This is a genomic window from Actinosynnema pretiosum (assembly GCF_024171695.1).
In the GTDB taxonomy this organism is placed as follows: Bacteria; Actinomycetota; Actinomycetes; order Mycobacteriales; family Pseudonocardiaceae; genus Actinosynnema; species Actinosynnema pretiosum.
In genome coordinates, this window is sequence record NZ_JAMTCF010000024.1 from 1 (window position 1) to 22,288 (window position 22,288).

Annotated in this window: 27 protein-coding genes; 20 read left to right on the top strand and 7 right to left on the bottom strand. The window is 71.9% G+C overall.

The genetic code is table 11. The features are described 5' to 3' along the window. A partial coding sequence (locus LV78_RS35105; protein ID WP_253850420.1) for an RHS repeat domain-containing protein occupies nucleotides 1–2,488 on the bottom strand: 2,488 nt, incomplete at its 3' end. A 958-nt stretch (nucleotides 2,489–3,446) separates the two neighbouring features. Here LV78_RS35105 and LV78_RS35110 point away from each other — a divergent pair. After that, the gene (locus tag LV78_RS35110) at nucleotides 3,447–3,803 is read left to right on the top strand and encodes a helix-turn-helix domain-containing protein (protein ID WP_253850421.1); all 357 of its coding nucleotides are present in this window, start codon (nucleotides 3,447–3,449) and stop codon (nucleotides 3,801–3,803) included. On the opposite strand, the gene LV78_RS35115 is transcribed toward LV78_RS35110, so the two are convergent. From LV78_RS35115 to LV78_RS35130, 4 genes are all read right to left on the bottom strand, one after another. Next, complete coding sequence (locus LV78_RS35115) at nucleotides 3,749–4,087, bottom strand: S26 family signal peptidase (RefSeq protein ID WP_253850422.1); 339 nt, start codon at nucleotides 4,085–4,087, stop codon at nucleotides 3,749–3,751. The two genes, LV78_RS35110 and LV78_RS35115, sit on opposite strands and share 55 nt — an antisense overlap. Further along, nucleotides 4,087–5,871 carry an ABC transporter ATP-binding protein gene (locus LV78_RS35120; protein ID WP_253850423.1) on the bottom strand — a complete coding sequence of 595 codons (1,785 nt, stop codon included), beginning with the start codon at nucleotides 5,869–5,871 and terminating at the stop codon, nucleotides 4,087–4,089. Before LV78_RS35120 ends, LV78_RS35115 begins: the two co-directional genes overlap by 1 nt. Beyond that, nucleotides 5,868–6,806 (bottom strand): TlpA family protein disulfide reductase, encoded by a 939-nt coding sequence (locus LV78_RS35125; protein ID WP_253850424.1) that lies wholly within the window; start codon nucleotides 6,804–6,806, stop codon nucleotides 5,868–5,870. Before LV78_RS35125 ends, LV78_RS35120 begins: the two co-directional genes overlap by 4 nt. Nucleotides 6,807–6,868: 62 nt before the next feature. Then, a complete protein-coding gene (locus LV78_RS35130; RefSeq protein ID WP_253850425.1) occupies nucleotides 6,869–7,030 on the bottom strand; it encodes a hypothetical protein in 162 nt (53 codons plus the stop codon). A 572-nt stretch (nucleotides 7,031–7,602) separates the two neighbouring features. Here LV78_RS35130 and LV78_RS35135 point away from each other — a divergent pair. The 3 genes from LV78_RS35135 (at nucleotide 7,603) to LV78_RS35145 (ending at nucleotide 10,816) form a co-directional block, all read left to right on the top strand. Continuing rightward, on the top strand, nucleotides 7,603–9,204 hold the full coding sequence (locus LV78_RS35135; protein WP_253850426.1) for a 3'-5' exonuclease: 1,602 nt from the start codon (nucleotides 7,603–7,605) through the stop codon (nucleotides 9,202–9,204). Between the two features lie 16 nt (nucleotides 9,205–9,220). Next, nucleotides 9,221–9,484, top strand: a complete 264-nt coding sequence (locus tag LV78_RS35140; protein WP_253850427.1) for a hypothetical protein — start codon at nucleotides 9,221–9,223, stop codon at nucleotides 9,482–9,484. A 357-nt stretch (nucleotides 9,485–9,841) separates the two neighbouring features. Beyond that, nucleotides 9,842–10,816 (top strand): aminoglycoside phosphotransferase family protein, encoded by a 975-nt coding sequence (locus LV78_RS35145; RefSeq protein ID WP_253850428.1) that lies wholly within the window; start codon nucleotides 9,842–9,844, stop codon nucleotides 10,814–10,816. Here LV78_RS35145 and LV78_RS35150 read toward each other — a convergent pair. Further along, on the bottom strand, nucleotides 10,776–12,176 hold the full coding sequence (locus LV78_RS35150; protein ID WP_253850429.1) for an NsdA family TPR-like regulatory protein: 1,401 nt from the start codon (nucleotides 12,174–12,176) through the stop codon (nucleotides 10,776–10,778). The genes LV78_RS35145 and LV78_RS35150 overlap by 41 nt on opposite strands. Before the next feature lie 138 nt (nucleotides 12,177–12,314). Continuing rightward, the gene (locus LV78_RS35155; RefSeq protein WP_253850430.1) at nucleotides 12,315–12,701 is read right to left on the bottom strand and encodes a winged helix-turn-helix domain-containing protein; all 387 of its coding nucleotides are present in this window, start codon (nucleotides 12,699–12,701) and stop codon (nucleotides 12,315–12,317) included. A gap of 100 nt (nucleotides 12,702–12,801) precedes the next feature. On the opposite strand from LV78_RS35155, the gene LV78_RS35160 reads away from it, so the two are divergent. From LV78_RS35160 to LV78_RS35235, 16 genes are all read left to right on the top strand, one after another. After that, complete coding sequence (locus LV78_RS35160; RefSeq protein ID WP_253850431.1) at nucleotides 12,802–13,056, top strand: hypothetical protein; 255 nt, start codon at nucleotides 12,802–12,804, stop codon at nucleotides 13,054–13,056. After that, complete coding sequence (locus tag LV78_RS35165; protein ID WP_372495020.1) at nucleotides 13,053–13,355, top strand: WhiB family transcriptional regulator; 303 nt, start codon at nucleotides 13,053–13,055, stop codon at nucleotides 13,353–13,355. The genes LV78_RS35160 and LV78_RS35165 overlap by 4 nt, the downstream gene beginning before the upstream one ends. Continuing rightward, a complete protein-coding gene (locus LV78_RS35170) occupies nucleotides 13,352–13,912 on the top strand; it encodes a hypothetical protein (protein WP_253850432.1) in 561 nt (186 codons plus the stop codon). The genes LV78_RS35165 and LV78_RS35170 overlap by 4 nt, the downstream gene beginning before the upstream one ends. Further along, nucleotides 13,912–14,346, top strand: coding sequence for an RRQRL motif-containing zinc-binding protein (locus LV78_RS35175; RefSeq protein ID WP_253850433.1), 435 nt, complete (start codon nucleotides 13,912–13,914; stop codon nucleotides 14,344–14,346). Before LV78_RS35170 ends, LV78_RS35175 begins: the two co-directional genes overlap by 1 nt. Next, the gene (locus LV78_RS35180) at nucleotides 14,343–14,522 is read left to right on the top strand and encodes a hypothetical protein (protein ID WP_253850434.1); all 180 of its coding nucleotides are present in this window, start codon (nucleotides 14,343–14,345) and stop codon (nucleotides 14,520–14,522) included. Before LV78_RS35175 ends, LV78_RS35180 begins: the two co-directional genes overlap by 4 nt. 98 nt (nucleotides 14,523–14,620) lie before the next feature. Beyond that, nucleotides 14,621–14,794, top strand: a complete 174-nt coding sequence (locus LV78_RS35185; RefSeq protein ID WP_253850435.1) for a hypothetical protein — start codon at nucleotides 14,621–14,623, stop codon at nucleotides 14,792–14,794. 101 nt (nucleotides 14,795–14,895) lie between these two features. Beyond that, the gene (locus LV78_RS35190; RefSeq protein WP_253850436.1) at nucleotides 14,896–15,231 is read left to right on the top strand and encodes a hypothetical protein; all 336 of its coding nucleotides are present in this window, start codon (nucleotides 14,896–14,898) and stop codon (nucleotides 15,229–15,231) included. Then, a complete protein-coding gene (locus LV78_RS35195) occupies nucleotides 15,228–15,503 on the top strand; it encodes a hypothetical protein (protein ID WP_253850437.1) in 276 nt (91 codons plus the stop codon). Before LV78_RS35190 ends, LV78_RS35195 begins: the two co-directional genes overlap by 4 nt. Beyond that, nucleotides 15,500–16,666, top strand: coding sequence for a coiled-coil domain-containing protein (locus LV78_RS35200; protein ID WP_253850438.1), 1,167 nt, complete (start codon nucleotides 15,500–15,502; stop codon nucleotides 16,664–16,666). The genes LV78_RS35195 and LV78_RS35200 overlap by 4 nt, the downstream gene beginning before the upstream one ends. Next, a complete protein-coding gene (locus tag LV78_RS35205; protein WP_253850439.1) occupies nucleotides 16,663–17,049 on the top strand; it encodes a hypothetical protein in 387 nt (128 codons plus the stop codon). Before LV78_RS35200 ends, LV78_RS35205 begins: the two co-directional genes overlap by 4 nt. Before the next feature lie 99 nt (nucleotides 17,050–17,148). Continuing rightward, nucleotides 17,149–17,508: a TraA-like protein gene (locus LV78_RS35210; protein WP_253850440.1), complete on the top strand. Its 360-nt coding sequence runs from the start codon at nucleotides 17,149–17,151 to the stop codon at nucleotides 17,506–17,508. A gap of 53 nt (nucleotides 17,509–17,561) precedes the next feature. After that, nucleotides 17,562–19,538, top strand: coding sequence for a plasmid transfer protein TraB (gene traB / locus LV78_RS35215; protein WP_253850441.1), 1,977 nt, complete (start codon nucleotides 17,562–17,564; stop codon nucleotides 19,536–19,538). 196 nt (nucleotides 19,539–19,734) lie between these two features. Continuing rightward, nucleotides 19,735–20,220, top strand: a complete 486-nt coding sequence (locus LV78_RS35220; protein WP_253850442.1) for a Pycsar system effector family protein — start codon at nucleotides 19,735–19,737, stop codon at nucleotides 20,218–20,220. Nucleotides 20,221–20,258: 38 nt separating this feature from the next. Next, a complete protein-coding gene (locus LV78_RS35225; RefSeq protein WP_253850443.1) occupies nucleotides 20,259–20,969 on the top strand; it encodes a hypothetical protein in 711 nt (236 codons plus the stop codon). A 76-nt stretch (nucleotides 20,970–21,045) separates the two neighbouring features. Next, nucleotides 21,046–21,744: a hypothetical protein gene (locus LV78_RS35230; RefSeq protein WP_253850444.1), complete on the top strand. Its 699-nt coding sequence runs from the start codon at nucleotides 21,046–21,048 to the stop codon at nucleotides 21,742–21,744. Nucleotides 21,745–21,798: 54 nt separating this feature from the next. Continuing rightward, on the top strand, nucleotides 21,799–22,254 hold the full coding sequence (locus LV78_RS35235; protein ID WP_253850445.1) for a hypothetical protein: 456 nt from the start codon (nucleotides 21,799–21,801) through the stop codon (nucleotides 22,252–22,254). Nucleotides 22,255–22,288 lie beyond the last annotated feature (34 nt).

Genomic DNA, 22,288 nt, shown 5'->3' on the forward strand with positions numbered 1-22,288 from the left:
CCTCCTGCCCGGTCGGGTCGGTCGACCTGAACCTCGCGAACGCGCTGTCGTACACCCGGTAGCCCAGCAGGTAGTGCCCCCGCTGCAACTGGTAGGCGCCCAGGTAGCGGAATGGGTTGGCCTTGGCCGCAGCCCCGGTGGCCGTGACCGCGCCGTACGGGGCGTAGCTGTACTCGGCGGCGATCAGGCCGTTCCCGTCAACGAGGGCCAGAACGCTGCCCTGGTAGTCGGTCACCGCCCCGTGGCGCGCGCCCGAACCGTCCTTCACCCCGACCAGCAAACCATTGGTGTCACGGGTGAATCCCGAGCGCACGCCGTTGTCCACGAACTCTGATACCCCGAGCGCGGTGCGCGTGAACACGTGCGTGACCCGACTGCCACCGGTCGGGGTCTCGGTGATCTGGTTCGGTTGGGTCTGGTCGGCGGTGTCGTAGGCGAACTCCATCACCCGCGCGCCCTCGTAGTCCCCGGTGCGCACCTGGTTGCTGGGGCTGTGGGTGAAGCTCGTCGCCGGGCTCGACGTGGACTTGTAGTTGCCCGCCCCGTCGAAGGACACCGCCATGTCGTTGATCTTCGTGTACTGGTCGGCGGCGTTGACCTCATAACTGCGCCCCTCACCGGAGAGCAGGTTGGAGGCGTTGTCCAGCCGGTAGGTCCCGGCACCGGCCGAGGTCAGCCTGCCCAGCGCGTCGTAGCCGTAGTCCGTCGTGACGCCCTTGACGGTCTTGGACTGGACCCGGTCGGTGTCACCGCCGTCGGGCCGGGTGAACCGGTAGGAGGCCGCGAGCAGCTCCCGGTCGCCGTTGACCACGGTGATCGAGGTCTGCCTGCCCGAGTCGTCGTACCCGGTGCGCTGCGTGGCGCCACCGGGGAAGTCCGTGCTGGTGCGCCGATCCGCGTCGTCGTAGCCGAACCCGGTGGTCCCGCCGTGCGCGTCGGCCAGCGAGGTCAACCGGTCCGCCGCGTCGTAGGCGTACGTGGCCGTCCCGCTCGGCGTGGTCAACGTCCTGAGGTTGCCCACCTTGTCGTAGGTGTACGAGACGACCTCACTGCCGCGCGTGACGCGGGCGAGCTGGTTGCGCGCGTCGTAGGCCAGAACCCGCGACACACCGGGCACCTGCGTACCGGTGAGGTTGCCGTTGACGTCATAGCTATTGGCCTGCAACACCTCCACGCCGCGCTTGACCGACACCACCCGGTCGAGCCGGTCGTAGCCGTACTCCAGCTTGACGCCGTTGCCGTCGGTGACGCCGGTCAACCGCGACAGCGAGTCATAGGTGTAGGAACTGGCTCCGGCGGGAGCGGGTGGGGCGACGGCGGTGAGGTTGCCGCGCGTGTCGTAGGAGTAGTTGGTGACCGCGCCCTTGCCGTCGGTCCGGGTCTTCACGAGACCGCGGGCGAAGTAGGAGTAGGTCTCGATGTCGGCGTTCAGCCCGGTGGACCGCGCCTTGGTCAGGTTGCCGTTGGCGTCGTACTCGCGGGTGACCTGGTTCCCCGACCCGTCGGTGACCTGCGTGGGCAGGTGCGGGTGAGCGGAGTCGGTGTACCCCACCACGTTCTCCGCGCCGGTCGGCAGCTTGGTGCCGATCATGTTGTTCAGCGAGTCGTACTCGCGGGTGGTGGAGTGCGACAGCGAGTTCGTGGTGGTGTTGACGTCGCTGGCCGCGGTCCAGGTCTGCGACTGGACGTGCCCGAGCGCGTCGGTCGCCTTGGTCTGCCTGCCCTTGTCGTCGAACTCGTGGGTGGCGGCATGGCCGTTGGCGTCCGTGACGCGGTTGTCGGCGTAGGTGCTGGTGGCTCCGCCCGGCTTGGTCAGCGCCGTCAACCTCCGCGCCGAGTCGTACTCCAGGCTGTAGGTGTTGCCACGCGGATCGGTGATCGCGCCGGGCAGCTTCCAGTCCGCGGCGTCGCGGATGTAGGAGACCTTGGTCCGCTCCCCCGCGCGGTCGGTGAACTCGCGGATGGAACCGCCGTCGTAGGCGTAGTCCCCGTACGTCTCACCCGCCGGATCGGTAATGGACCGGGGAAGCCCGTCGGCGTCGTGGGCGAAGGTCGTCACGCGCGTCTGCGAGTCGGTCACGGACGAGACGTGTCCCTCGGGGGCGTAGCCCATGGTCAAGGCGTTGCCGTTGCGGTCGGACTGCGACACCAGCCAGCCCGATCCGGTGAACAGCCAACGCTCACCGGAGGAGTCGAAGGTGACGACGTAGCCGCCCTCGGGCGTCCTGGTCAGCTTGGTGTGGAGGCGCTCGGCGGGCGCGAAGGAGCCGTCGGCGTTCTTGTCGAACCACACGCACTCACCACTGGGCCCGTACAGCAGCGCGCCCGTGTCGTACTGGCGCAGCCCGATCCGGTCGTAGCCCCGCTCCCAACTCCCGTACCCCTCCTGGGTGTTGAGGAACCAGTTCACCGACAGGTGCAGACCCGTGCCCTTGACGGTCAGCTCGCGGTAGGCGAGCACGGCATTGCGGTTGGATAGGTTGACCATCAACTCTAAGCGGTCGCTGATCTGGTGGCGCTCCATCGGGAACCAGGGCAGCACGCCGTCGTTATCGGCCAGGCAGCCGATCACCGTTCTGGCCTCACCCTCCCCGCGCCGCTCTTGCCCGCGTTCACCCAAGGGCTGCCACGCCGCGCCAGGCGGTGGACCACCCGTCCCGGTGCGATTGGCCTCCTGTGGCGGCGACCAAGTCGCCGGTTCGGCGACACCCGGCTCGGCCTGGGCGATCACGGCGGTTGTCGGCACCGCAGTGACCGAGGCAGCGACCAGCGCGGCGGCTCAAGAGCGCAGCACTAACCCACGCAGCATCCTGCGTCTCACGAGAATCCCCCTTGCGAACTGGCACGCCCCCCGGCGCCCAGCGCTCCGGAACTCCTTGGTGAAGCCCGGCCGAACCGGCACTAACGGCGAAAGACCCCAGGCGCACTCGGAGAGCGCGAGCGGATTCGGCACCGTGGTGCCGATCATCGGATGACACTGTTGGCGGTGGTGGCCACCCACGACGCGCGGTATCGCAGGACCTGCCCCGGCCCGCCCGAACGGCATCTTGCGCCCCTTCGACCCAAGCGGGAACAGATCTCGTGGAATGCGGTCCGGACATCCGCTCCGAAGAACCGGGCGAAGCTCCCCGCGTGCAGGAACCGAAGTTTTCACCCACTTGGCCCCACACACCTCCGGAACCGACAGGTAGTGTCGCGGCGACGGATTGATCACGGGGGTCGGTCGATCCGTCACGAGCCGTTGGGGAACGGCTCGGCACGCGCGCGGGAAAACCGCCCCCACCGTGCTCGAACACCACCAGCACAGCTCAGAGCAGCGCGAACGCGCCGCTCACCGCTTTCCCGCGCGCGCAGCGAGAAAACCGGTCACGGTCCACCGCGCGGCTTTCGCCACACTCGCGCGGCCATGCCCGGATAAACTGGGGAAGCGCGGGGGAATGGCGAAGATGAGAATCGATCAGAGCACGCAGAACAATTCCGCGACGGTTCCGGAGAACGCCGCAGCGGAACGTCCGGCCACCGACCGCAGGGCGGATCTGGCCCGCGACCTGGACGAGCTGCGCCTGCTGCGCGGCCTGTCGTTCCGCGACCTGGCCCGCCGCACCGGGTGCGCGCGCAGCACCCTTCACGACGCGCTGGTGGGCCGCAGGTTCCCCCGGCTCGACACGGTGCTGGCGATCGTGCGCGCCTGCGGCGACGACCCTGCGGGCTGGCGGCCGAGGTGGGTGGCCGCCCGCCCGCGCGCCGGTCACACGCCGGGCACGGCGCCGACGACGTCCCGGCAGCTGACCAGGCCGAGCTGACGGGAGTCCTGCGAGCGCGGGTTGTCGCCCGCCACCGCGACGAACCCGGCGGGCACGCGGTGCACGCCGGGCATCGTCGGGGCGAGCCAGTCCGGCACCGGGTCGCCCGCGACCGCCGCCACCCGCTTGATCCGGTGCGGCAGCACGGGATCGGGCACCCGGAACACGACCACCTCGCCGCGCCGGGGCCCGCGCGCCCGCCTGCGGGCCACCAGCCGCTGGCCGTCGCGCAGGGTCGGCGCCATGCTGCCGCCCCGCACGGTCACCCTGGTCCACCACGCCATCAGCGCACCCTCCCGTCCTGGTAGCCGCCCGCCTGGAGGCGGAACAGCCGGGCGTACTCGCCGCCCGCGTCCATCAGCTCGTCGTGGCGGCCCCGCTCGGCGATCCGGCCGCCGGACAGCGTGACGATCAGGTCGGCGCCGCGCAGCGCGGACAGCCGGTGCGAGACGAGCAGCCGGGTCCGCCCGGCCGCGTGCCGCCGCAGGGTCTCGTGCACCCGGTGCTCCCCCACCGCGTCCAGGCCGGACGTGGGCTCGTCCAGGACCAGCAGCTCGGCGTCGGCGCGCATCAGGCACCGCGCGAGCGCGACCCGCTGCCACTGCCCGCCGGACAGCGCCACACCGGTCCGCTCGCCGTCCGCGTGGGTGCGCGAGAGCATCGTGTCGTAACCGCGCGGCAGCGCGTCCAGGACGTCGTCGACGCGCGCGGCGATCGCGGCCGAGGTGACGCGCTGCCGGTCGTCGAGGTCGCGGACCTGCCCGATGCCGATGTTCTCGGCGGCGGTGAGGTCGTAGGCCATGAACTCCTGGAACACCACGCCGATCCGCGCGCGCAGCGCCGCGACGTCCAGCTCGCGCAGGTCCACCCCGCCCCAGGTGATCGAGCCGCGCTGCGGGTCGTAGAACCGGCACAGGAGCTTCACCAGCGTGCTCTTGCCAGCGCCGTTGACCCCGACGAGCCCGACGGCGGCGCCCGGCGGGATGGTGAGGTCCACGCCGCGCAGCACCCAGGGCCCGTCGTCGGAGTACCGGAACCAGACGTCGTGGAGCCGGATCTCGGCTTCCCGCAACGGGATTCCCGTCCCCCGCTCCAGGTCGTCGGGCGTGCCGACGACGTCGAGGTAGTGCCCGAACAACCGCACCGCCCGCCCGGCCTCGCCGAGCTGGAGCACCACCCCGGACACCCCGCCCTGCACCCCGGCCACGGCCCCGAGGAACAGCACGAGGTCCCCGACCGTGGCCCGCCCGGACCCGACGCCGACCGCGACGACGACCGTGCCGATCCCGCCGACCACCGCGCCGAGCAGCGCGAGCCCGCTCTGCGCCAGGGTCCCCCGGCGGGCGGCGGCGAGGCGGGCCCCGGAGACGGCGGTGAGCGAGTCGACCATCCTGGTGTGCAGCAGGCTCCCGAGCCCGAAGAGCCGGATCTCCTTGGCGGCGCGCACGTCCGTGAGCAGCGCCCGGTAGAACAGCCGCCGCCGGTCGGCCGCGACCCAGGCCTCCTCGGTGGCCGCCTCGCGCCGGGCGGTGGCGAGCCGAGCGAGCACGGCGGTGGCCGCGCAGACCAGCAGCAGCGGCACCATCGGCGGCCAGACGAGCAGGAGCGCGCCGGTGAACCCGAAGAGCAGCACGGCGGAGCGGACGGCCTCCTGGGCGAACTGGGAGACCGTGCCCGGCGCGTCCTGCGCGGCCTCCTCGGCCAGGCGGAGGCGGTCGTGGAAGGCGGGGTCCTCGACGTGGCGCAGTCCGGGCAGGGCGGCGATCCGGCGGAACAGCCTGCTCTCCACGGTGAGCGCGACCCGGTGCTGCACGACGTCGCCGAGGTGCCCGCAGAGGTAGAGCAGGGCGACCGCGCCCCCGCCGGCGAGCGCGGAGCCGACGGCGAGCACCGCGGCCCGCTCGGCGGAGGCCGTGCCGGAGGTGAGCTCGTTGACCAGCAGCCCGGTGAGCCAGGCGCTGGCCGTCGGCCCGGCCCCGGCGAGCACGGTGAGGGCGAGGGTGACCGCCGCGAGGGCGGGCGCGGCCCGGAAGGGGAGCGCGAGCGCGGCGGTGGCGGAGCGGATCACCGCGCGGGCGCCGGGACGGCGAGGACGCCGTCGCCGAGCTTGGTGCCGGAGGCGGTGACGACGCCGCCGTGGACGTGCAGGAGGGTGGGGAAGGCGAGGACGCCGAAGGCGGTGAGGAGCGGGTCGTCGGCGCCGATGAGCACCACGCGACCGAACTGCCCGACCTTGGCGACGAGCCGGGCGGTGGCGTCGGGTTCGGCGGGGTCGACGTCCACGAAGGACACGAACCTCCCCGGTGGCGGCTCCGCGACGAGCGCGTCGCTGAGCACCCGGCAGGGCCCGCACCCGACGGAGAAGAACCCGATCCCGGTGGGTTCGCCGAGGTCTTCGCGCGTCAGCGCTTCCCCGTCGGTGTCGACGGCGGAGAACCCCTGGACGACCGTGCCCGGTGCCGGGAGGTTCGAGTGCCGGGGCGCGGCGCCCGCCTGGAGCTCCTTGATCCTGGCGACGAGCCCGACCGTGAACAGCAGGTGCGCGCCCACCACGACGACGAGCAGCGCGACGACGATCGTGAGCGGTGTCAACGTTTCCCCCAGTGAGACGGATGGCGCGAGGTACCCGCAGCAGGCGACCGCGATCAACGCGCCGTTGCGCGCGAGGTGGCGGGCTCCGAGCGGTCCCCCGTCGGACCCGAAGCACCGGCAGCTGACGCCCCGACCACCGAGGAGCGCCACACCGATCCCCGCGCAGAACACCAGCAGCAGAGCGGCGGCGACCAGGAACCCGACCTTCGTGCCCGGAAGCCCGAGCAGCACGACGACGAGCGCCTCGCCCACGAGCAGCGCGCCCACCACCACCCCGACGGGCGCCCACCGGGGCACGAGCGGGGAGAGGGACTCGCGGAACTCCCGGATCTCCCGCCGCCCCCGCGCCTTGCCCAGGAGAGCGGCGAGGAAGACCCCCACGAGCACCGCACGACAGATCAGCTCGACCACGACGACCTCCGGTCAGGCGCAAGGCGCCTGCGGGGCCGCACGACCCCGCAGGCGCCCCCCGCTCACGAGCAGGTGCTGCTCTTCGTGGAGCAGATCCCGTTGCAGTTGAACCGGTACCCCTTCTTGCAGCACTGCCCGTGCTCGGGAACGCACGCCCCGGCGTCGACCCGCGGCAGCACAACCGCGACGAGCCTCTCGGCGGCGGAACGGATGAGTTGCTTCATGGTCGTCCTCCCCAGTCCCAGGTGATCCACTGACGAGGTCCACGGTGACGGGCCAGGGGTGGGCGTGGAAAGGGCGTCGGACGAAGTCGGACGCGCTCGGACGTGGTGGGGAACGGGGAATTCGAGTGGCGTGGAGGGGCGCCGGGCTCAGGTTTCCGGGTTGTTCGCGCTGCCCGGAAAATGCAAGATGCCCCTGACCATCACTGGTCAGGGGCATCTGGCGCACTGTGGGCGATACAGGGATCGAACCTGTGACCTCTTCGGTGTGAACGCATCCGAAGATTTCCTAAGCGTTTGACACGGTCTCAGCTGTAGCACTTTGAAGTGTAGATACAGGCTTAGATCGTCTCATTCGTCTTTAGCTCTAACACCCCTTCCCGTCGCATCTCGGCAACCTCTTCGACTACACGCTCGCAGACTGAGCGTGCACAGTCGAGCGCAAATTGGTTCACCATCCCACCTGCCCGCACGGAAGCAGGTGTCGAAAACCCCTTTCAACCTTCTCGACGGCCAGGGGCAGGTAATCGATCCCCCACACCTGCCAGATTTCAGCACTCCCTGAAGGGAACGTGATGGCCGCGAAGACCAAGCAGCCCAAGCCTCCGACCTACGGCCCGATTCAGATCGCCGCCCGCATCGGGCTCGCCCGGTGGCAGGCCGAGGTGGCCCGCGAGCGCGACCTGTTGCCCGGTCCGGACCTGCCCAGCGGGCGCTGGTCCGAGGAGCTGGCCCTCAAGCTGACCGACCAGGTGCCCGACATCGTCAAGGCCGTGGGTGCCGAGCACCCCATCGGGGCCTCGCGCGCCGCCGACCACCTGAGCGAGCGCGCCGGGCTGGAGATCACCTGGCACGACGTCAAGGCCATCGCCGCCGCCCGACCGGACCTGCTGCCCGTGGCGATGGAGTACGAGAAGGGCTACGACGTCCACGCCCTCTACGCCGTGACCGACCTGGACGCGCTGGCCGAGCAGCACGGCGGGCTGCTGGCCGGGATCGTGGCGGACCGACTGCGCTGGACCGGGACCAGCCAGACCCGCGAGCAGGCCGCCGACGCGCTGGGCGTGCAGCCGCGCGAACTCGACAAACTGCCCCTAGAGCGCGGCCCACTCGGACGGTACGACACCGAGCAGGTCCGGGCACTGGCCGCCGACGAGACCGCGGCGGCCGAGGTGATCGCCGACCGCCGTCTCGGCCCCGACCAGGCCGCCTCCCGGCTGGAGATCCGCCGCACGGACTGGGACTACGCGGTCGCGGCCGGGTGGATCGCGCCGGTGGAGACCGTGTGGATGAAGGTCTCCCGCCGCCGCGAGGTGCCGGTACCGCTCTACCGCACCGGTGACGTGGACGCGCTGCTGGAGATCCCCGGCGTGCCGTGGGAGCAGGTCAGGGCCTGCCGCCGTGGCGAGCCGAGCCCGCTCCGGGAGTTCGCGCCGCACGAGCCGTCCCGCGCGACGGTGCTGCGACGCTGGCTCGCCGAGTTCGGCGCGCGGCACGACGTCGAGGTGTGGGCGGTCTACGACCGGGGTTCGGAGCGGTGGCGGATCGACTGGGAGATGCCCGGCGGGCACCCCACCCGCGAGGAGGTGCAGGCGGCGATCGGGGCCGATCCGGTCGTGTCCGCGTACGCCGCCGACCTGGAGCTGTCCACCGAGGTCGGCGCGGCGATCCGCTGGGCCCGCGACATGCTGGAGCCGGGGGCGGCGGTCATCCTGGACACCGAGACCACGGGCCTGGGCGGGGACGCAGTCGTGGTCGAGATCGCCGTGATCGACGCCCACACCGGCCGGGTGCTGCTGGACACCCTGGTGAACCCAGGCGACGTGCCGGTGGGCGCCGGGGCACGAGCGGTGCACGGCATCACCGACGCGCAGCTGGCGCAGGCGCCGGGCTGGGACCGGGTGCTGCCCAAGCTCCGCCGGGTCACGCGCGACCGGACGGTACTGGCCTACAACGCCGAGTTCGACCAGCGCGTGGTGGTGAACACCAGCGTCCGCAACGGCAAGCGGCCGATGCACCTGGCCGAGGACGCCACCTGGGGGTGCGTGATGACCCGCCGCAGCGACTGGCTGCGCACCCAGCGCTGGCAGGCGCTGGGCGGCGGCCACCGGGCACTCGGCGACTGCCGGTCCGCCCGCGAGGTGCTCATCGACATCGCCCAGCTCGACAAGCACTGACCGGGCAGGAGGCACGATGGACTTCAGGTTGAAGGGCACGCGTGAGCAGGTCGCGGTGTGGGTGGAGGTGCTGCGCGGGGCGCTGGACGTCCAGTCCGTGTCGGCGTTCCGGCCGTGGACGCGCGACGATCCGCTGTCGAAGGTCGGCGCGGTCTACGTCACTGCGGAGCTGCGCCTGGAGGACGCGCGGCGGGTCGTGCAGGCGACGGCGACCCGGCTCGACAACGGCCAGGCCGCGCTTCCTGCTGCGCCACGTCGACGGCGGCGGCAGTTGAGGTAGCGGGTTAGCGATGTTGGGGGCTCCGCACCAACGTGGTGTGGAGCCCCCAACACTAGGTATGTCCTGCGCCCGAAAGCTTCGTTCCCACGTGGGCGGGGAAGACGCTGGCGAGGCCATGATCCCCACCCACAACACCGGAACACCCCCGCGTGCGCGAGGAAGACGCAGTCCTCAACGTCCACCGTGAACGGCCGCCGGGAACACCCCCGCGTGCACGGGGAAGACACTTCTTGACCTGCGGTTCCCTGAACCAGAACAACGTTTCTCATTCAGTTGAGCAGGTGCCGTGCCAAGCACGACGACCTCGGTTCGATCTCGTCAGAGGCCCCAGTATGAGCCCATGCGGAGGAGTCGCCAATGGTCAACACAACCATGTCGCGTGCCCTGCTGAGCAACCAGCAGAAGCCTTCCCGCACCACGAGTAGCGTTCAACCGGTGACGCCGAGTAGGAGCACCAGCCCGCTGACCTCCGCTGAGGCCGAGCGCGTTCTGACCACCGCCTGCCGTCAGGTCGACCTCGACCCCACCGACGCCGAGTTGCTGCGGATCGGCTCGAACGCCGTCTACAGGCTGCGCACCCCAGTCATCGTCCGCATCGCACAGGCCAACGAAGACGAAGCGGGCGCTCGTCGTCAGGTCGCGGTTGCCCGCTGGCTGGCCGCAGTCGACTACCCGGCCACACGGGCACTTCGTGTGAAGCAACCCGTCAAGACCGACGGCGGCTTGGTCACCTTCTGGGAGTCAGCCTCCGAACGAGAGGACTACGCGCCGATCACCCAGGTCGCACGCCTGATCCGCGAACTGCACGAACTACCGCCGCCGCACCTGGATCTCCCAGCGTTCGAACCGTTCACGCAGACGCTGACCGACATCGAGCAGCACACCGGCAAGGAAAAACTCGACTTCCTGAAAGAGTCGCTGGAAAAGCTCAAAGCGGAATACGCGCTGCTGACCTTCCCGCTCCCGGCAGGCGTGATCCACGGAGACGCCAACGTCGGCAACGTCATCCTGGATCGTGACGGGAACCCGCTGCTCATCGACCTGGACAACTTCGCCATCGGCCCACGCGAGTGGGACCTGGTTCAAACCGCCGCGTTCTACGAACGGTTCGGCTGGCACACCGAAGCCGAGTACCGGACGTTCGTGGACGTCTACGGCTTCGACATCATGGAATGGCCCGGCTATCGCGTTCTCGCCGATTATCGTGAGATCGCCATGACCGTCTGGCTGGCCCGGAAGGCAGCGGGTAACCCTGAGGCTGGAGCCGAGCTGACCAAGCGCCTGGCCGCGCTCAGGACCGGAGGGAGCCGCGCGGACTGGGAACCGCTGTAGCCCACAACCGGGTGGTGCGCGCCTGTTCCACGAAGGCGCGCGCCACCGGGCTGTCACCCAGGCCGTCCAACCGCTGCCGGAACTCCCCCACGTACGACGCGCACCGCGCCGACACCAGCTGCTCGCCGACCTGCAACGCGGTCAGCGCCACCCGGCACGCTTCCTCGGTCTCGCCCTGGTGTAGGTAGGCATCGGCCAGCACCATCGTGGCGAAGAAGTCGCTGCGCACCTGCTCACCGTTGCCGCCCACCGACTGCATGGCGTACGTGGTCGCGTCCACGGCACGCCCCAGGTCCCGGTTGCAGTGCCCCAGCTCGGCCGCCAGTTCGGCGTCGTCGAAGTAGCCGAACCACTCGGCCTGGCCGTCACCCTCGCACCGCTCGAACTCCCGTACGGCTACAGCCATAGCCCGGTCGCACGCCACGGTGTCGCCCAGCCTCGCCAGCGCCCGCGCTTCCATCGCGGAGAAGTGCGCAGCCGACCGCGCCGAGCCTGCTGACTCCGTGCCCACCCGCGCCGCGCGCGCCAGGTTCGCGGCCTCGCGGTAGCGCCCCAGGAACGTGGCCTGGTGGCTCATCGCGTCCAGGATTCCTGCGGCCAGCAACCGGTCACCGGCGGCGTCGGCAAGCTTGAGCGCCTGCACGAAGTACCGCTGAGCCAGACCGTGCAGACCCGCGTCGTAGGACATCCAGGCACCGAGCATGGTTGCGCTCGCCGCCACCTGGAACAGCTCCCGGCCGACGACGTCGGTGTAGGTGCCGCGCAGCAGCTGCGCGAGGTCGTTGCGCAGGAACTCGACCAGCGACCGGCGCGCGTGCCCGCCGCCAAACTGGGCGTCCAGGCGGTCGAACAGGTCCACGGTGGTGCGCACGCGAGCCAGGTCGGCCAGGCCCACCACGCGGGCGCCCGTGGACAGCAGCTCGACATCGGCGGCCGAGCTGACCAACCAGGAGAGCGACGCCTCGTTCCAGGCCGCGACGTTGGTCGGCGACGCCAGCAGGGTGTGGACCTGGTCCAGGTCCCCCTGCCACAGCCGCGTCAGCGCGGCGACCCCCTCTTCGGAGCTGTCCGGGTACTTCAGGCCGAAGTCGGCGGGCAGCTTCTCTGTGCGGCCGAAGCCAAGTTCCTCCAAGCCGACTGTCCTGCCCAGACGCTGGCCGAGCGCAGTCGCGATCGCCCGCCGCGTGGGCAGGTCGCGGGGCACCATGCCGTTCAGCCAGCGCGAGACGTAGGTGTGGGTGAGCGGTCGCCCAGCGTGCGTGCTGACTGCGCGAGCGAACGTCTTGCGCCCCACAGAACCATCTTCCCGCAGGAACCCGGCCTCGCGCATCAGCGCAGCCAAGCGTTCATTGCCGTCCACGTCGTCACCTCCCGCTGCGCCCTTGACCGAGTGTGCCCTCAACTGCGCCCTTTTGTGTGCCCTTTCGCTACCCGAAACTTTGAGCCATCGGGAAAACAGCGATTGCGGAGGGAGGGAACAGCGATCACCAAAGGCGGTTCACGAACTGGGCAGCCGATCGATCAGGCTACCGACTTGCCTCTCCAAGGCGTCAAGGTCCCGGCGAACGGATCGCAACTTGTCGCGCACATCCAAGAGGTCTGCCCGAGCCGCTCGGATCTGCTGATCGGCAGTCAACGGCGCATCACCCACTTCGCACACGACCGCCCTAGCGTTCGCCTTGATCCGTACCCTCCCCTCAGCCGCGAGCTGCCGAACCGCTTCCCCCACCGTGTTCGGAGCCGCTCCCAGGAGCTTGGCCAAGTCCCGGTAGCTGGGCAACTGCTTCCCCACCGAGTACTCCCCGTCGTCTATGCCACGACGAATCTTGTCAGCTAGCTGAGCACGACTGCGCTGCTCAGGGGCGTTCTCAACGTCATCGGCCACCGCCCCAGAGTACTTCCGCCTTAAGTCACTCGTTGACACGTGTCTCACAGCACCTTACTGCCTCAAGTCATACAAGCTGTCTTAAGTCACTGGAGAGGTCATGAACGAGCCCTACCTGGTCATCCAGCCGAAGCAGCAGGCCGACGAGCCCGCGCCGCGCCCCACCACCACGCTGCCCAAGAGCGACCTGGAGCTGCTGAGCAGCGCCCTCCAAGACGCGCTGGCCGCGCAGGAGCAGGGCCTGGTCATCGGCCCACCCGTGGACGAGATCACCCTGCGCCGCGCGGAGCGGCGCGCCCGCCGCGCCGACGCCGCGCGCACCCAGGAGACCTACATCGTCAGCGGTGCGGCGTGACCACCGCGCGCTCCCTGAACAGGGGAGACACGTTGTGGACGCTGCTGGGCAGCCTGTCCGGCACCGACTTCGGCGCGCACCCCGCGTGCGTCGGCGAGGACCCGGAGCTGTTCTTCCCGTTCCCCGGTCAGCACGACCAGGTGGCCGCGGCGAAGTCGGTGTGCGGGCGGTGCCCCGTGCGCCAGGCGTGCCTGGCCCACGCGCTGCACCACGACGCGGAGGGCGTGTGGGGCGGCACGACCGAGGACGAGCGGCGGCAGCTGCGCCTGGTGGTCGTGGACCGGAAGGCGGCAGCGTGATGGCGACGCAGGCGTTCCGGATCGATGACGGCGGGGACTGGTCCGCCGCGAGCGACGGGGTGTCCCGGTTCGGGGTCTACCTGGGGCGGTCGGGGTTCGAGCTGGTGGAGGACGCGGCCAGCTTCGCCACCTCGGTGGTGCGGGTGGCGCTGCCGCCGGTGATGTCGCCGGGGTACGTGCGGCAGCACCCGCGTGTGCAGGACGTGTCAGCGCTGCGTGGTGACGCCGGTGAGCTGGTGTTCGCGGTGTCGCTGGTGTCGGCGCTGCCCGCCGCGCTGGAGGCGATGGGGCGCCGCTCGCTGGGCTGGGAGCGGGAGCGGTTCGCCGGGCAGGTGTCCTGGTTGGAGCCGGTGCGCTGCGACCGGGTCGGGTTGCTGCCGGTCCTGGTGGTGCGCGTGCCGGTCCCGGTGGAGGCGCTGCCCGCGCCGCGCTACCGGGCGGACGGTGCGCCGGAGCTGGGCGCGGCCAAGCGGGCGGTGCAGGTGGTGGTGGCCGAGCTGGAGCGGGTGGTCGCGCCGGTGCTTCAGGCGCTGGAGCCGCACGGGGCGGTGGCGTGATGGGCCGCCGGTTCGAGCTGGTCACGGTGGTGTTGCCGTGGAACGGGCAGGCGGTGTTCTGCCGGGGTGAGTTGGACGGGTTGCCGGTGTTCGGGTGGCGTGGCAGGCCGGGCGCGGTCCCGGCCGGGTTGTGCACCCGGCGGCAGTTGCGCGCCGAGGGGCTGCGGCCCGGCGGGGCGGACCCGGTGGCGCTGCTGGTGTTCGGCCACCGCTTGCCCGCCAGGTCGGTGGAGGTGTGCCCGCTGTGGCGCCGGGAGACCGCGCGTCCGGTACGGCCGATGACCGCCGCGAAGTGGGCGGCGCACCGGGCGGCGATGCGTGCCCGCCAACTCTGCCGCACCTGCCTGGCCCAGGTGGACCACGTGGTGCGCGGTCCGCTGCGCCAGTGCTCGACCTGCTACCAGTCCGACGACGCGACCTGGAGCGCCGCATGAGCAAGCACCAGCGCAACCTGATCGACCGCGCCACCGGCAACCGGTTCACCCAGGAACGGCCTTTCGGCCCGGTCCAGCCGGTCACCGGCGCGGACGGCACCCCGCCGCCCTCGCAGCGCTCCCGCTCGTGGGAGCGCCTGGTGGCCAGCGGCGTGGACCTCCAGCCCGACAACTGACTTCGCCCGGACCAGCGGGCACGTCCCGCCAAGAACAGCCCCGCCGGTCCGGCCCGCCCACAACACGCCCCCAGGGGGGCGAGACAGGAGAACGTCCGGTGGACACCGTCCAGATCACCGTTGAGGTCACCGGCACCTGCCCCTCGGGGCACCCGGTCAGCTCGAACCTGTCCTACGCGGTCGTCCAGGGCAGCCACGGCGCGGTCAGCGCCAACGCCACCTGCCCGGTGCACGGCCAGCCGGTGCACATGTCCGGCACCTACACCGCCTGACCAGCAAGCCCGGACCGGCGGGCACGTCCCGCCAAGAACAGCCCCGCCGGTCCGGCCCATCCACAACACGCCCCCAGGGGGCGAGTCAGGAGAGCACCAGCATGTCGAGCACGGACAAGTCCCACAAGCCGCTGTTGCGGCCTGATGAGTACCGCGAGGCCGCGCGCACGGTCCTGACCTTGAGCGACGCCGACCAGGACCTGCTGGCCAAGGTGGCGGACCGCTACCTGGACGTGGCCGACGTGGTCGAGCGCGCCGGTGAGGTGCCCGCCGAGCAGCGCGCCCAGTTCGCCCACGACGTCGACCACGTCGTGGAGTACCTGGTCAAGGCGCTGACGGCCACGACCAACAACGTCTGGCCGCTGCTGGCCACCGCGCGGGTGTTCCTGCGGCTGGCGAGGGACGCGGCGCGTCCGCAGCAGGGTCGGGTGGCGTGATGGCGATGGGGTGCCTGGGCAGGATGCTGTCCGCGCCGTTCGTGCTGGTGGGGTCGCTGCTGAAGCTGCTGTTCCTCCCGGCCCTGGTGCTGGTGTTCGTGGTGCTGCTGGCCCCGGAGGGCTGGGGTCTGGTGGTCGGGGTCGGGCTGGGCGGCTACCTGGCGGGCGTGATCACGGCGTTCCGGGCCGGGGCGCGGGGCATGACCCGGTCGCTGGAGCGCAGCGGCATCCGCTTCACCGGTGACGAGCGGTCCACGGGTGGTCGGCGATGAGCACCTGGCAGGAGAGCCGCCGCGCCGACAAGGCGCTGGCGCGGGAGCAGGACCGGGCGGACCGGGCGCAGGCGTTCGAGCAGCGCCGCCTGGACGCGGTGGCCAGGGCCGAGCAGCAGCGGGCCGATCGGGAGGCCGCCGAGCTGCTCGCCCGGCAGCGGAGCGAGGCCGCCCGCGAGCGGCGTGAGCGCCTGGTCGCCGCGACCACGGGGTGGGTGCGGGCCAACGCGCTGAACCTGATGTTCGTGCCGGTGATCCTGGTCCCGGCGCTGCTGGCCTGGACCGCGATGGCCGCCTACGGGGCGCAGGTGTTCGGCCCGGTAGGTGTGCTGCTGCCGCTGTTCTCCGAGGTGGCGATGTGGGCGTTCGCGTTCGCGGTGCCGCTGGCGCGGCGGGCCGGGCGCCCGACCCGGTGGCTGCACTTGGGCGTGGCGGTGTTCGCGCTGGTGGCGGGGGCGCTGAACTTCGTGCACGGCCTGGACGCCGGGGACCACGCTGGGGTGGCCTCCGGTGTGGTGATGGCGCTGGTGTCGGTGTCCGGGGTGGTGGTGCACCAGCTGATCACCGCCGCCGAGGGCAAGGCCCGGCCCACCCGCGCCCAGCGCGACGCGGCGCGGTTGGAGCGGGCGGCGCGGCAGCGGGTCCACCAGGTGCGGCGGGCGGCGCTGCGGCAGGCAGTGGCCGAGATCGCCGAGGACGGCACCGCGCGCCTGGTGCACCGTCCCGGCGTGGTCGCGCTGCGCCGTCGCCTCGGCCGCGCGCGGCTGGTGCCCACCACCGTGGCCGGGCTGCCGGTCACCGCCGAGGACACCGTCGCCGACGTCCTCATGGGCGAGATCAACGAGTACCTCGCGGCGCTACCCGCCACCCCGCGCACGCCCGCCGCGCAGGAGCGCGGCGAGCCTGCCGAGCAGCCCCACACCGGCACGGGCGCGCAGGCCGCGCACACCTCGGGAACAGCGCAAACGCCCACCAGTGCCGACGCGGACAAGATCGCGCGCTACACGGCGCGGGCACGTGCGGCCATCGACGGTGGCCGCCTGCCCGCCGCACCCTCGCGCAAGGACGTGCAGCGGTTCCTGCGCTGCCGCACCGAGTACGCCGCCGCCGTGGCGCGCGCCCTCGGCGGCGACCAGGACCCCGGTCAGGAGGTGACCGCGTGAGCACCGCGACGGCGACCAAGCCGACCGACGTGGCGCGGCGTGAGGCTGCGGCGGAGGTGATCCGGCAGGCCGAGGAGGTCATCGGCGCGGCGGCGATGCTGTTCGGTCCGCGTGCCCTGACCGAGGCGACCCGGTCGCGACCGACCATCGCGAGCACCGCCGAGGGTGAGGGCGACGGGAAGGTGTCCCGGTCGCGGCGCTGGGGCCGTCCCCTCCCGGCTTCAGCCTCTCCCGGCAACGCGGCCGAGGCGACCGGGACGGCGGCCGGTGACACCGGCGAGAGCGCCCTGGTGGTGGTCGACGGGGTCGACATCACCGACCTAATGCCCACCGCCCTCACCGTGGCGGCCGGGCTGGCCGCCCGCGACCGGGTCGCGGCCTGACCTTCCGGGTGCGGCACCCACCCCCGCCGCGTGGGTGCCGCCGCCCGGTCGGCCAAGGCTCGACCACCCCACACCACTTCCGTCCGGAAAGGACACCTGATGGCCGAGATGATCGCGTTCGGTGAGCCCGAGTTCTTCGCCACCAGCCAGATCCGCGACTACTGCAACAACGCCCGCCAGATCCTGCGCCCGATGGCCTACGAGCTGGAGGTGGCCAGCGAGGAGCTGCGCGCGTCGCTGCGCTTCGTCAAGACGGTGGACCCGAAGATGCTCGGCCTGGACCGGATCGTGCGGGCGAAGCTGGTCGCCGACCACCTCAAGAACGCCGGTGAGGCGCTGGTGGTCGCGCAGACCTCGATCACCAAGACCTACCTGTCCTTCCGCAAGCACTACGTGGTCGAGCTGGACAAGGCGGGTTACACGCCCCCGAAGGGCCGGGACTTCGACTTCAAGGGCTGATCCCGCGCACGGCACGCGGCGACCGCGAGAACAACCAGCGAGAGGAGCAGGTCATGGGCAGGCGTACCGGCGGAAGCCGCACGACGGAGTACGAGCAGAGCAAGGACTTCGGCTACTACGTGCCGCGCAGCTACTGGGCGTCCCGCTTCGCCCCGTACGTGGGCGAGTGGGCCGCCGTGGGCGGGATGTGGGCGGCGGGCGCGGCCACGCACGTGCTGTGCGCGGACAGCGAGGTGCTGCCCTGGGTCACGCCGGGGCTGACGCTGCTGGGCACCGGGTTGTCGGCGGTGGCGTGGAAGGCCGGTGCGGCGCGCGGGCTGTCGACCCGGCTGCACGCCACCGCCACCACCGCCCTGGGCGGGCTGTGGCTCACGGCCTCCTCCATCGTGGCGCCCTGGACGCAGCCGATGACCGGGCTGTGCCTGTACGGCGGCGCGGCGGTGGCGCTGTCCTGGAACATCCGCCGGATGCTCCGGAGCGGCGGCGAAGGCGGCGGGGACGGCACGGGCGGGCTGTTCGAGAAGATCAAGCTGGCCGGGGTGCGCACCGGGCAGGTGGCGGTGGCCCCGAACAAGGTCGTGGTGCCGCTGGCGCTCCCGGCCGGTGAGGTGTCCATCGAGGACGTGCAGAAGAGCGCGGACAAGGTGGCCCAGGTGCTGCGGCTGCACAAGGGCTCGGTCCGGATCACCGGCGACCCGGACGACCTCTCGCGCGGCGAGATGACGATCGTGCCGCAGGACGTGCTGCGCAAGCCGCAGCCGTGGGCCGGCCCCTCGCACCCCGGCGGTTCGATCACCGACCCGCTCGTGGCGGGCCTGTACGAGGACAACGAGCCGCAGTGCCTCTACCTGCCCGGAGACCGCAAGACCCAGCGGCAGGCCACGCACTACGTGGTGCAGGGCATGAACGGCTCCGGCAAGAGCCACGGGGCGAAGCTGGTGTGGGCGGAGATCCTGACCCGGATCAACGTCAACCTGCTGGTGCTGGACCCGTCCAAGGGCGAGCAGACGGTCGGGTTCCTCGGGGACAGCACGCCGGTGGTGATCGGTCAGCAGCAGTGCCAGGACCTGATCTCCAAGGTGCCCGACGTGATCACCGACCGGGCCACCCAGCTGGGCCGGTGGGGCTTCGACCAGTGGAGCCCGGAGGCGCACGCCAAGCACGGGATGCCCTACCTGGTGATCTGGGTCGAGGAGGCCCCGCGCGTGCTGGAGGACGCCAGGACCATCACGCGCATCGCCCAGGAGGCCCGCTCGGCCGGGATCTCGCTGGTGCTGTCCCTGCAGAAGGCCAGCTTCCGGCAGATGTCCACCGACATCCGCTCGCAGCTGGGCGGGGTGTGGTGCTTCGGGGTCAGCCAGATCGAGGACGCCGCGTTCACCCTGTCCGAGGAGGTCATCGACGCCGGGGCCCGCCCGGACCGCTGGAAGAACCGCCGCCCCGGCTGCAACTACCTGGAGGGACCCGGCATCGAGGAGGAGCGTTTCCCCGTCCCCGCGCGCACCTTCGACGTCGGCTCCGACGAACTGTCCGAGGCGATCGAGGCGCACGCCGACGTGCGGGCGCCGCTGTGGGAGCCCACCGCCCGAATCCTGGGCCTGTCCACGAAGCCCACCAGCGAGAAGGGAACCGCCGTGCCCGCGCCCAAGCCCGCCCAGGACAACGACGACCTGGACGCCCTGCCCCTGCCCGAGGACGACGAGGTGGCCGCGCTGCCGGTGGACCACGAGCCGGAGCTGGAGTGCGGTCCCGAAGACGAGCTGCCCGAGGACAACGAGATGGAACTGCCCGGCGGGCGCCCGCCGCGCAAACAGGCGCTGGCGATGCTGCGCAGCTCGATCGAGGAGCTGGCCGCGCGCGGGCAGACCGAGCTGACCGTGCGGGACCTGCCGGACCCGGAGCTGCTGGGCCGCACCCGACAGTGGCTGTCCTCCACGCTGGCCCAGTTCGCCCGCGAGGGCCTGCTGGTGGAGTCCGGCACGGTCGGCAACGCCACCCGCTACACCCTCCCGCTACATAACGCGGCGTGATCGGGCGGGGTGTTTCCGACGCCTGACGTGACGTCACGTCAGAAACGCCCCCAACCCCGGACCCGACGCGTGCGCGCGCAGGTGCGCGCGCGAAACCCCCTTTAGTAACACCGTTCTGACAACTCCTGACGAGTTGCCGGACGACCCCGCACACCCTTCTGACGCTACGCACAGTAATCAAAAGGAGGTTCCGATCATGGAACTGGTCACCAACCTCAGCCCCCGCGACCTCGCCGCCCAGGAGCAGTCGATGCGGCTGCGCGTGGAGATCACCGAGGTGCAGGACGAGCTGCGCAAGGGCGACACCAAGGCGCTGGGGCTGCTGGGCCTGTTCGGCGCGGGCCTGGCCGCCGTGGTCGCCCTGTACCGCGACGACGTCGCGTTCCCGGCCACGGTGCTGCTGTTCCTGGCCGCACTCCCGATGGGCTCGGCGCTGGCGTTCCTGCTGCTGACCGTGCGCCCGTGGCTGGAGGGCACCGGCGGGTTCCTGCGCTGGGCCGCCTACCACCGCGAGCCCGAGGCCGTCATCGCCGACCTGGCCGACGCCACCCCGGCCGAGCTGGCCCACGAGCTGGTGGGCCTGTCCGTGCTCGCGGTCAACCGTTACCGCCGCATCCGCACCGCCGTGCACCTGCTGCTGCCCGCCCTGGCCCTGATCGCCCTGGCACTCCCCCTGGCCTGACCCCGCCCTCTTCCCACCGTCCACTCAGGAGGAACCCCGTGAACAACCAGCAGGACATCACCCGCGTCACCGAGGCCCAGGCAGTCCTGGAAGCCGTCCACGCCGCGCGCGGTCCCCTCGGACACGTCACCCGTGAGTTGCTGACCGACGCCCTGGACCACCTGGCGTGGGTGGCCAGGGGCACCGCGTGGACGCTCAACGCCTGCGCCGCCGACGGTGCCCGGAAGCTGGCCGAGGCCGCCGAGAACGCCGCGCAGCCCGAGCTGGCCGAGCTGGCGCGCGAGGTCCAGGAGGTCGCCCATGCCGTCGCGACGGCATCCACCGGCCAGCGCGTCTCCCTCGGTCAGGCCCACAACACCGCCCGCGTCGCCCAGGGCGGCACGCGGCCGGGACCGGGGAAGTACGGCGCCCAGGCCGGGGAGCAGGCGGTGGCGCAGCTGTCGCGGGCCGCAGCCCTGATGCGCCAGAGCGGGCGCGCCGTGATCGACGCGGCCGGGGTGCAGACCGTGGTGGGCGCGCTGGAGCGCATCACCAGCCTGCTCGCCGCACTGCTCGACCGCTGCGCCCACGCGGCCAAGGAGCTGGCCGAGCGCTCCACCGACGAGGACGCGGTCGAGCGCCACCGCGCCACCGCCCGCGACGTCTCCACCGCTCGGCGCAACACCCGCGAGCTGCGCCGCGAGCTGGAGCGGGTGCATGACCTGACCGGGCAGCTGCACGAGCTCGACGCCCGCACCCGCCGGTCCTGACCGGCCCTCGGTCGGGGCGAACGCCCCCTCCGCCCCGGCCCCGCCACCACATACACCTTCCACATAGGAGGAGCACGTGAACGACCGGGACACCATCACCCGACTGACCGAGGCCCGTACCGCGCTGGACGCCGCCCGCGACGACAAGCGCGCCCTGGGGCACGTCGGCCGCACCCGCCTGGAGGCCTGCCTCGGCCACCTCGACACCGTGCTGCGCGGCGTGGACGTGATGCTGAGCCAGTGCGCGAACGGCGCCCTGAAGCTGGCCGAGGACGCCGACGCGGCCGAGCTGGTCCAGCTGGCCCACGAGTTCGAGAGGACCGTCCGGGCCACCACGACCCTGTGCAAGCCCGCGAGGACGGCGCTGCGCACGGCCCACAGCGCCGCGTGGACCGCGCACAGCACCCGTGAGCCGGAACCGGGCAGGTTCGGCCTGATGGTCGGCGAGAACGTGGTGACCGCGCTGGACCAGGCCGCCCTCCTGCTCTCCTACGGCGGTCGTCCCGTCACCACCGCAGCCGCGCAGCCCGAGGTGGTGGCCGTGCTGTGGCAGATCACCGAGCGGACGGCCGAACTGCTCGGCCGCTGCGCCGACGCCACGCACGAGCTGGCCAGCAACTCCACCACCACGGACGCCGCCCAGGCCCACCGCGCCACCAACCGCGCCATCGCCATCGCCTTCAGCCACACCGTCGCCCTGCGGCGCGCCCTGGACCGGGTGCACCCCCTGGCCTCAGACCTGGACGAACTGGCCGCCCGCACCCGCCGGTCCTGACCACCCGGCCGGGGCGGCCCCGTTCCGCCCCGGCCCTCTTCCCTGGGAGTCCCCGTGAACAGCACGCCGCGTCTCGCCCTGGCGGGCACCGCGCACCACGAAGCCGGGCACGCCGTCGTCGCCCTGGCCCTGGGTGGCACGGTGCGCGGGATCAGCCTGCGCCCGGTCGGCGGCGACTGGCACGGCGACGTCGGCCTGCGCTTCCCCGACACCGACCAGGCCGTACCGGACCTGGTGGTGGCGCTGCTGGCCGGTGCCCACGCCGAACACCGCTGGCACGCACTGCACCGCCCCACGCACACCGCCTACCCGTACGACATCGACGCGGGCGCCGCACCGGACCGCGACCTGGTCCACGACCTGCTCACCGCCCTGCCCCGCCGCGAGCGCCCCACCCAGCGCGAGCTGGACGCCAGGGCCGCCCGCCTGGTGCTCACGCACTGGGCCCGCGTCGAGCACCTGGCCGCCCGCCTGATCCAGCACGGGCACCGCGACCGCACCCGCTCCTGAACACCGGAAAACCCGACACCAGCAAGGAGAACGC

Excerpts from the sequence above, each read along its gene's own strand:
- LV78_RS35115 (WP_253850422.1), bottom strand. The coding sequence starts at position 4,087 with ATGGCGTGGTGGACCAGGGTGACCGTGCGGGGCGGCAGCATGGCGCCG.
- LV78_RS35130 (WP_253850425.1), bottom strand. The coding sequence starts at position 7,030 with ATGAAGCAACTCATCCGTTCCGCCGCCGAGAGGCTCGTCGCGGTTGTG.
- LV78_RS35110 (WP_253850421.1), top strand. The coding sequence starts at position 3,447 with ATGAGAATCGATCAGAGCACGCAGAACAATTCCGCGACGGTTCCGGAG.
- LV78_RS35160 (WP_253850431.1), top strand. The coding sequence starts at position 12,802 with ATGAACGAGCCCTACCTGGTCATCCAGCCGAAGCAGCAGGCCGACGAG.
- LV78_RS35135 (WP_253850426.1), top strand. The coding sequence starts at position 7,603 with ATGGCCGCGAAGACCAAGCAGCCCAAGCCTCCGACCTACGGCCCGATT.
- LV78_RS35190 (WP_253850436.1), top strand. The coding sequence starts at position 14,896 with ATGTCGAGCACGGACAAGTCCCACAAGCCGCTGTTGCGGCCTGATGAG.
- LV78_RS35145 (WP_253850428.1), top strand. The coding sequence starts at position 9,842 with ATGGTCAACACAACCATGTCGCGTGCCCTGCTGAGCAACCAGCAGAAG.
- LV78_RS35200 (WP_253850438.1), top strand. The coding sequence starts at position 15,500 with ATGAGCACCTGGCAGGAGAGCCGCCGCGCCGACAAGGCGCTGGCGCGG.
- LV78_RS35140 (WP_253850427.1), top strand. The coding sequence starts at position 9,221 with ATGGACTTCAGGTTGAAGGGCACGCGTGAGCAGGTCGCGGTGTGGGTG.
- LV78_RS35180 (WP_253850434.1), top strand. The coding sequence starts at position 14,343 with ATGAGCAAGCACCAGCGCAACCTGATCGACCGCGCCACCGGCAACCGG.
- traB (WP_253850441.1), top strand. The coding sequence starts at position 17,562 with ATGGGCAGGCGTACCGGCGGAAGCCGCACGACGGAGTACGAGCAGAGC.
- LV78_RS35175 (WP_253850433.1), top strand. The coding sequence starts at position 13,912 with ATGGGCCGCCGGTTCGAGCTGGTCACGGTGGTGTTGCCGTGGAACGGG.
- LV78_RS35220 (WP_253850442.1), top strand. The coding sequence starts at position 19,735 with ATGGAACTGGTCACCAACCTCAGCCCCCGCGACCTCGCCGCCCAGGAG.
- LV78_RS35210 (WP_253850440.1), top strand. The coding sequence starts at position 17,149 with ATGGCCGAGATGATCGCGTTCGGTGAGCCCGAGTTCTTCGCCACCAGC.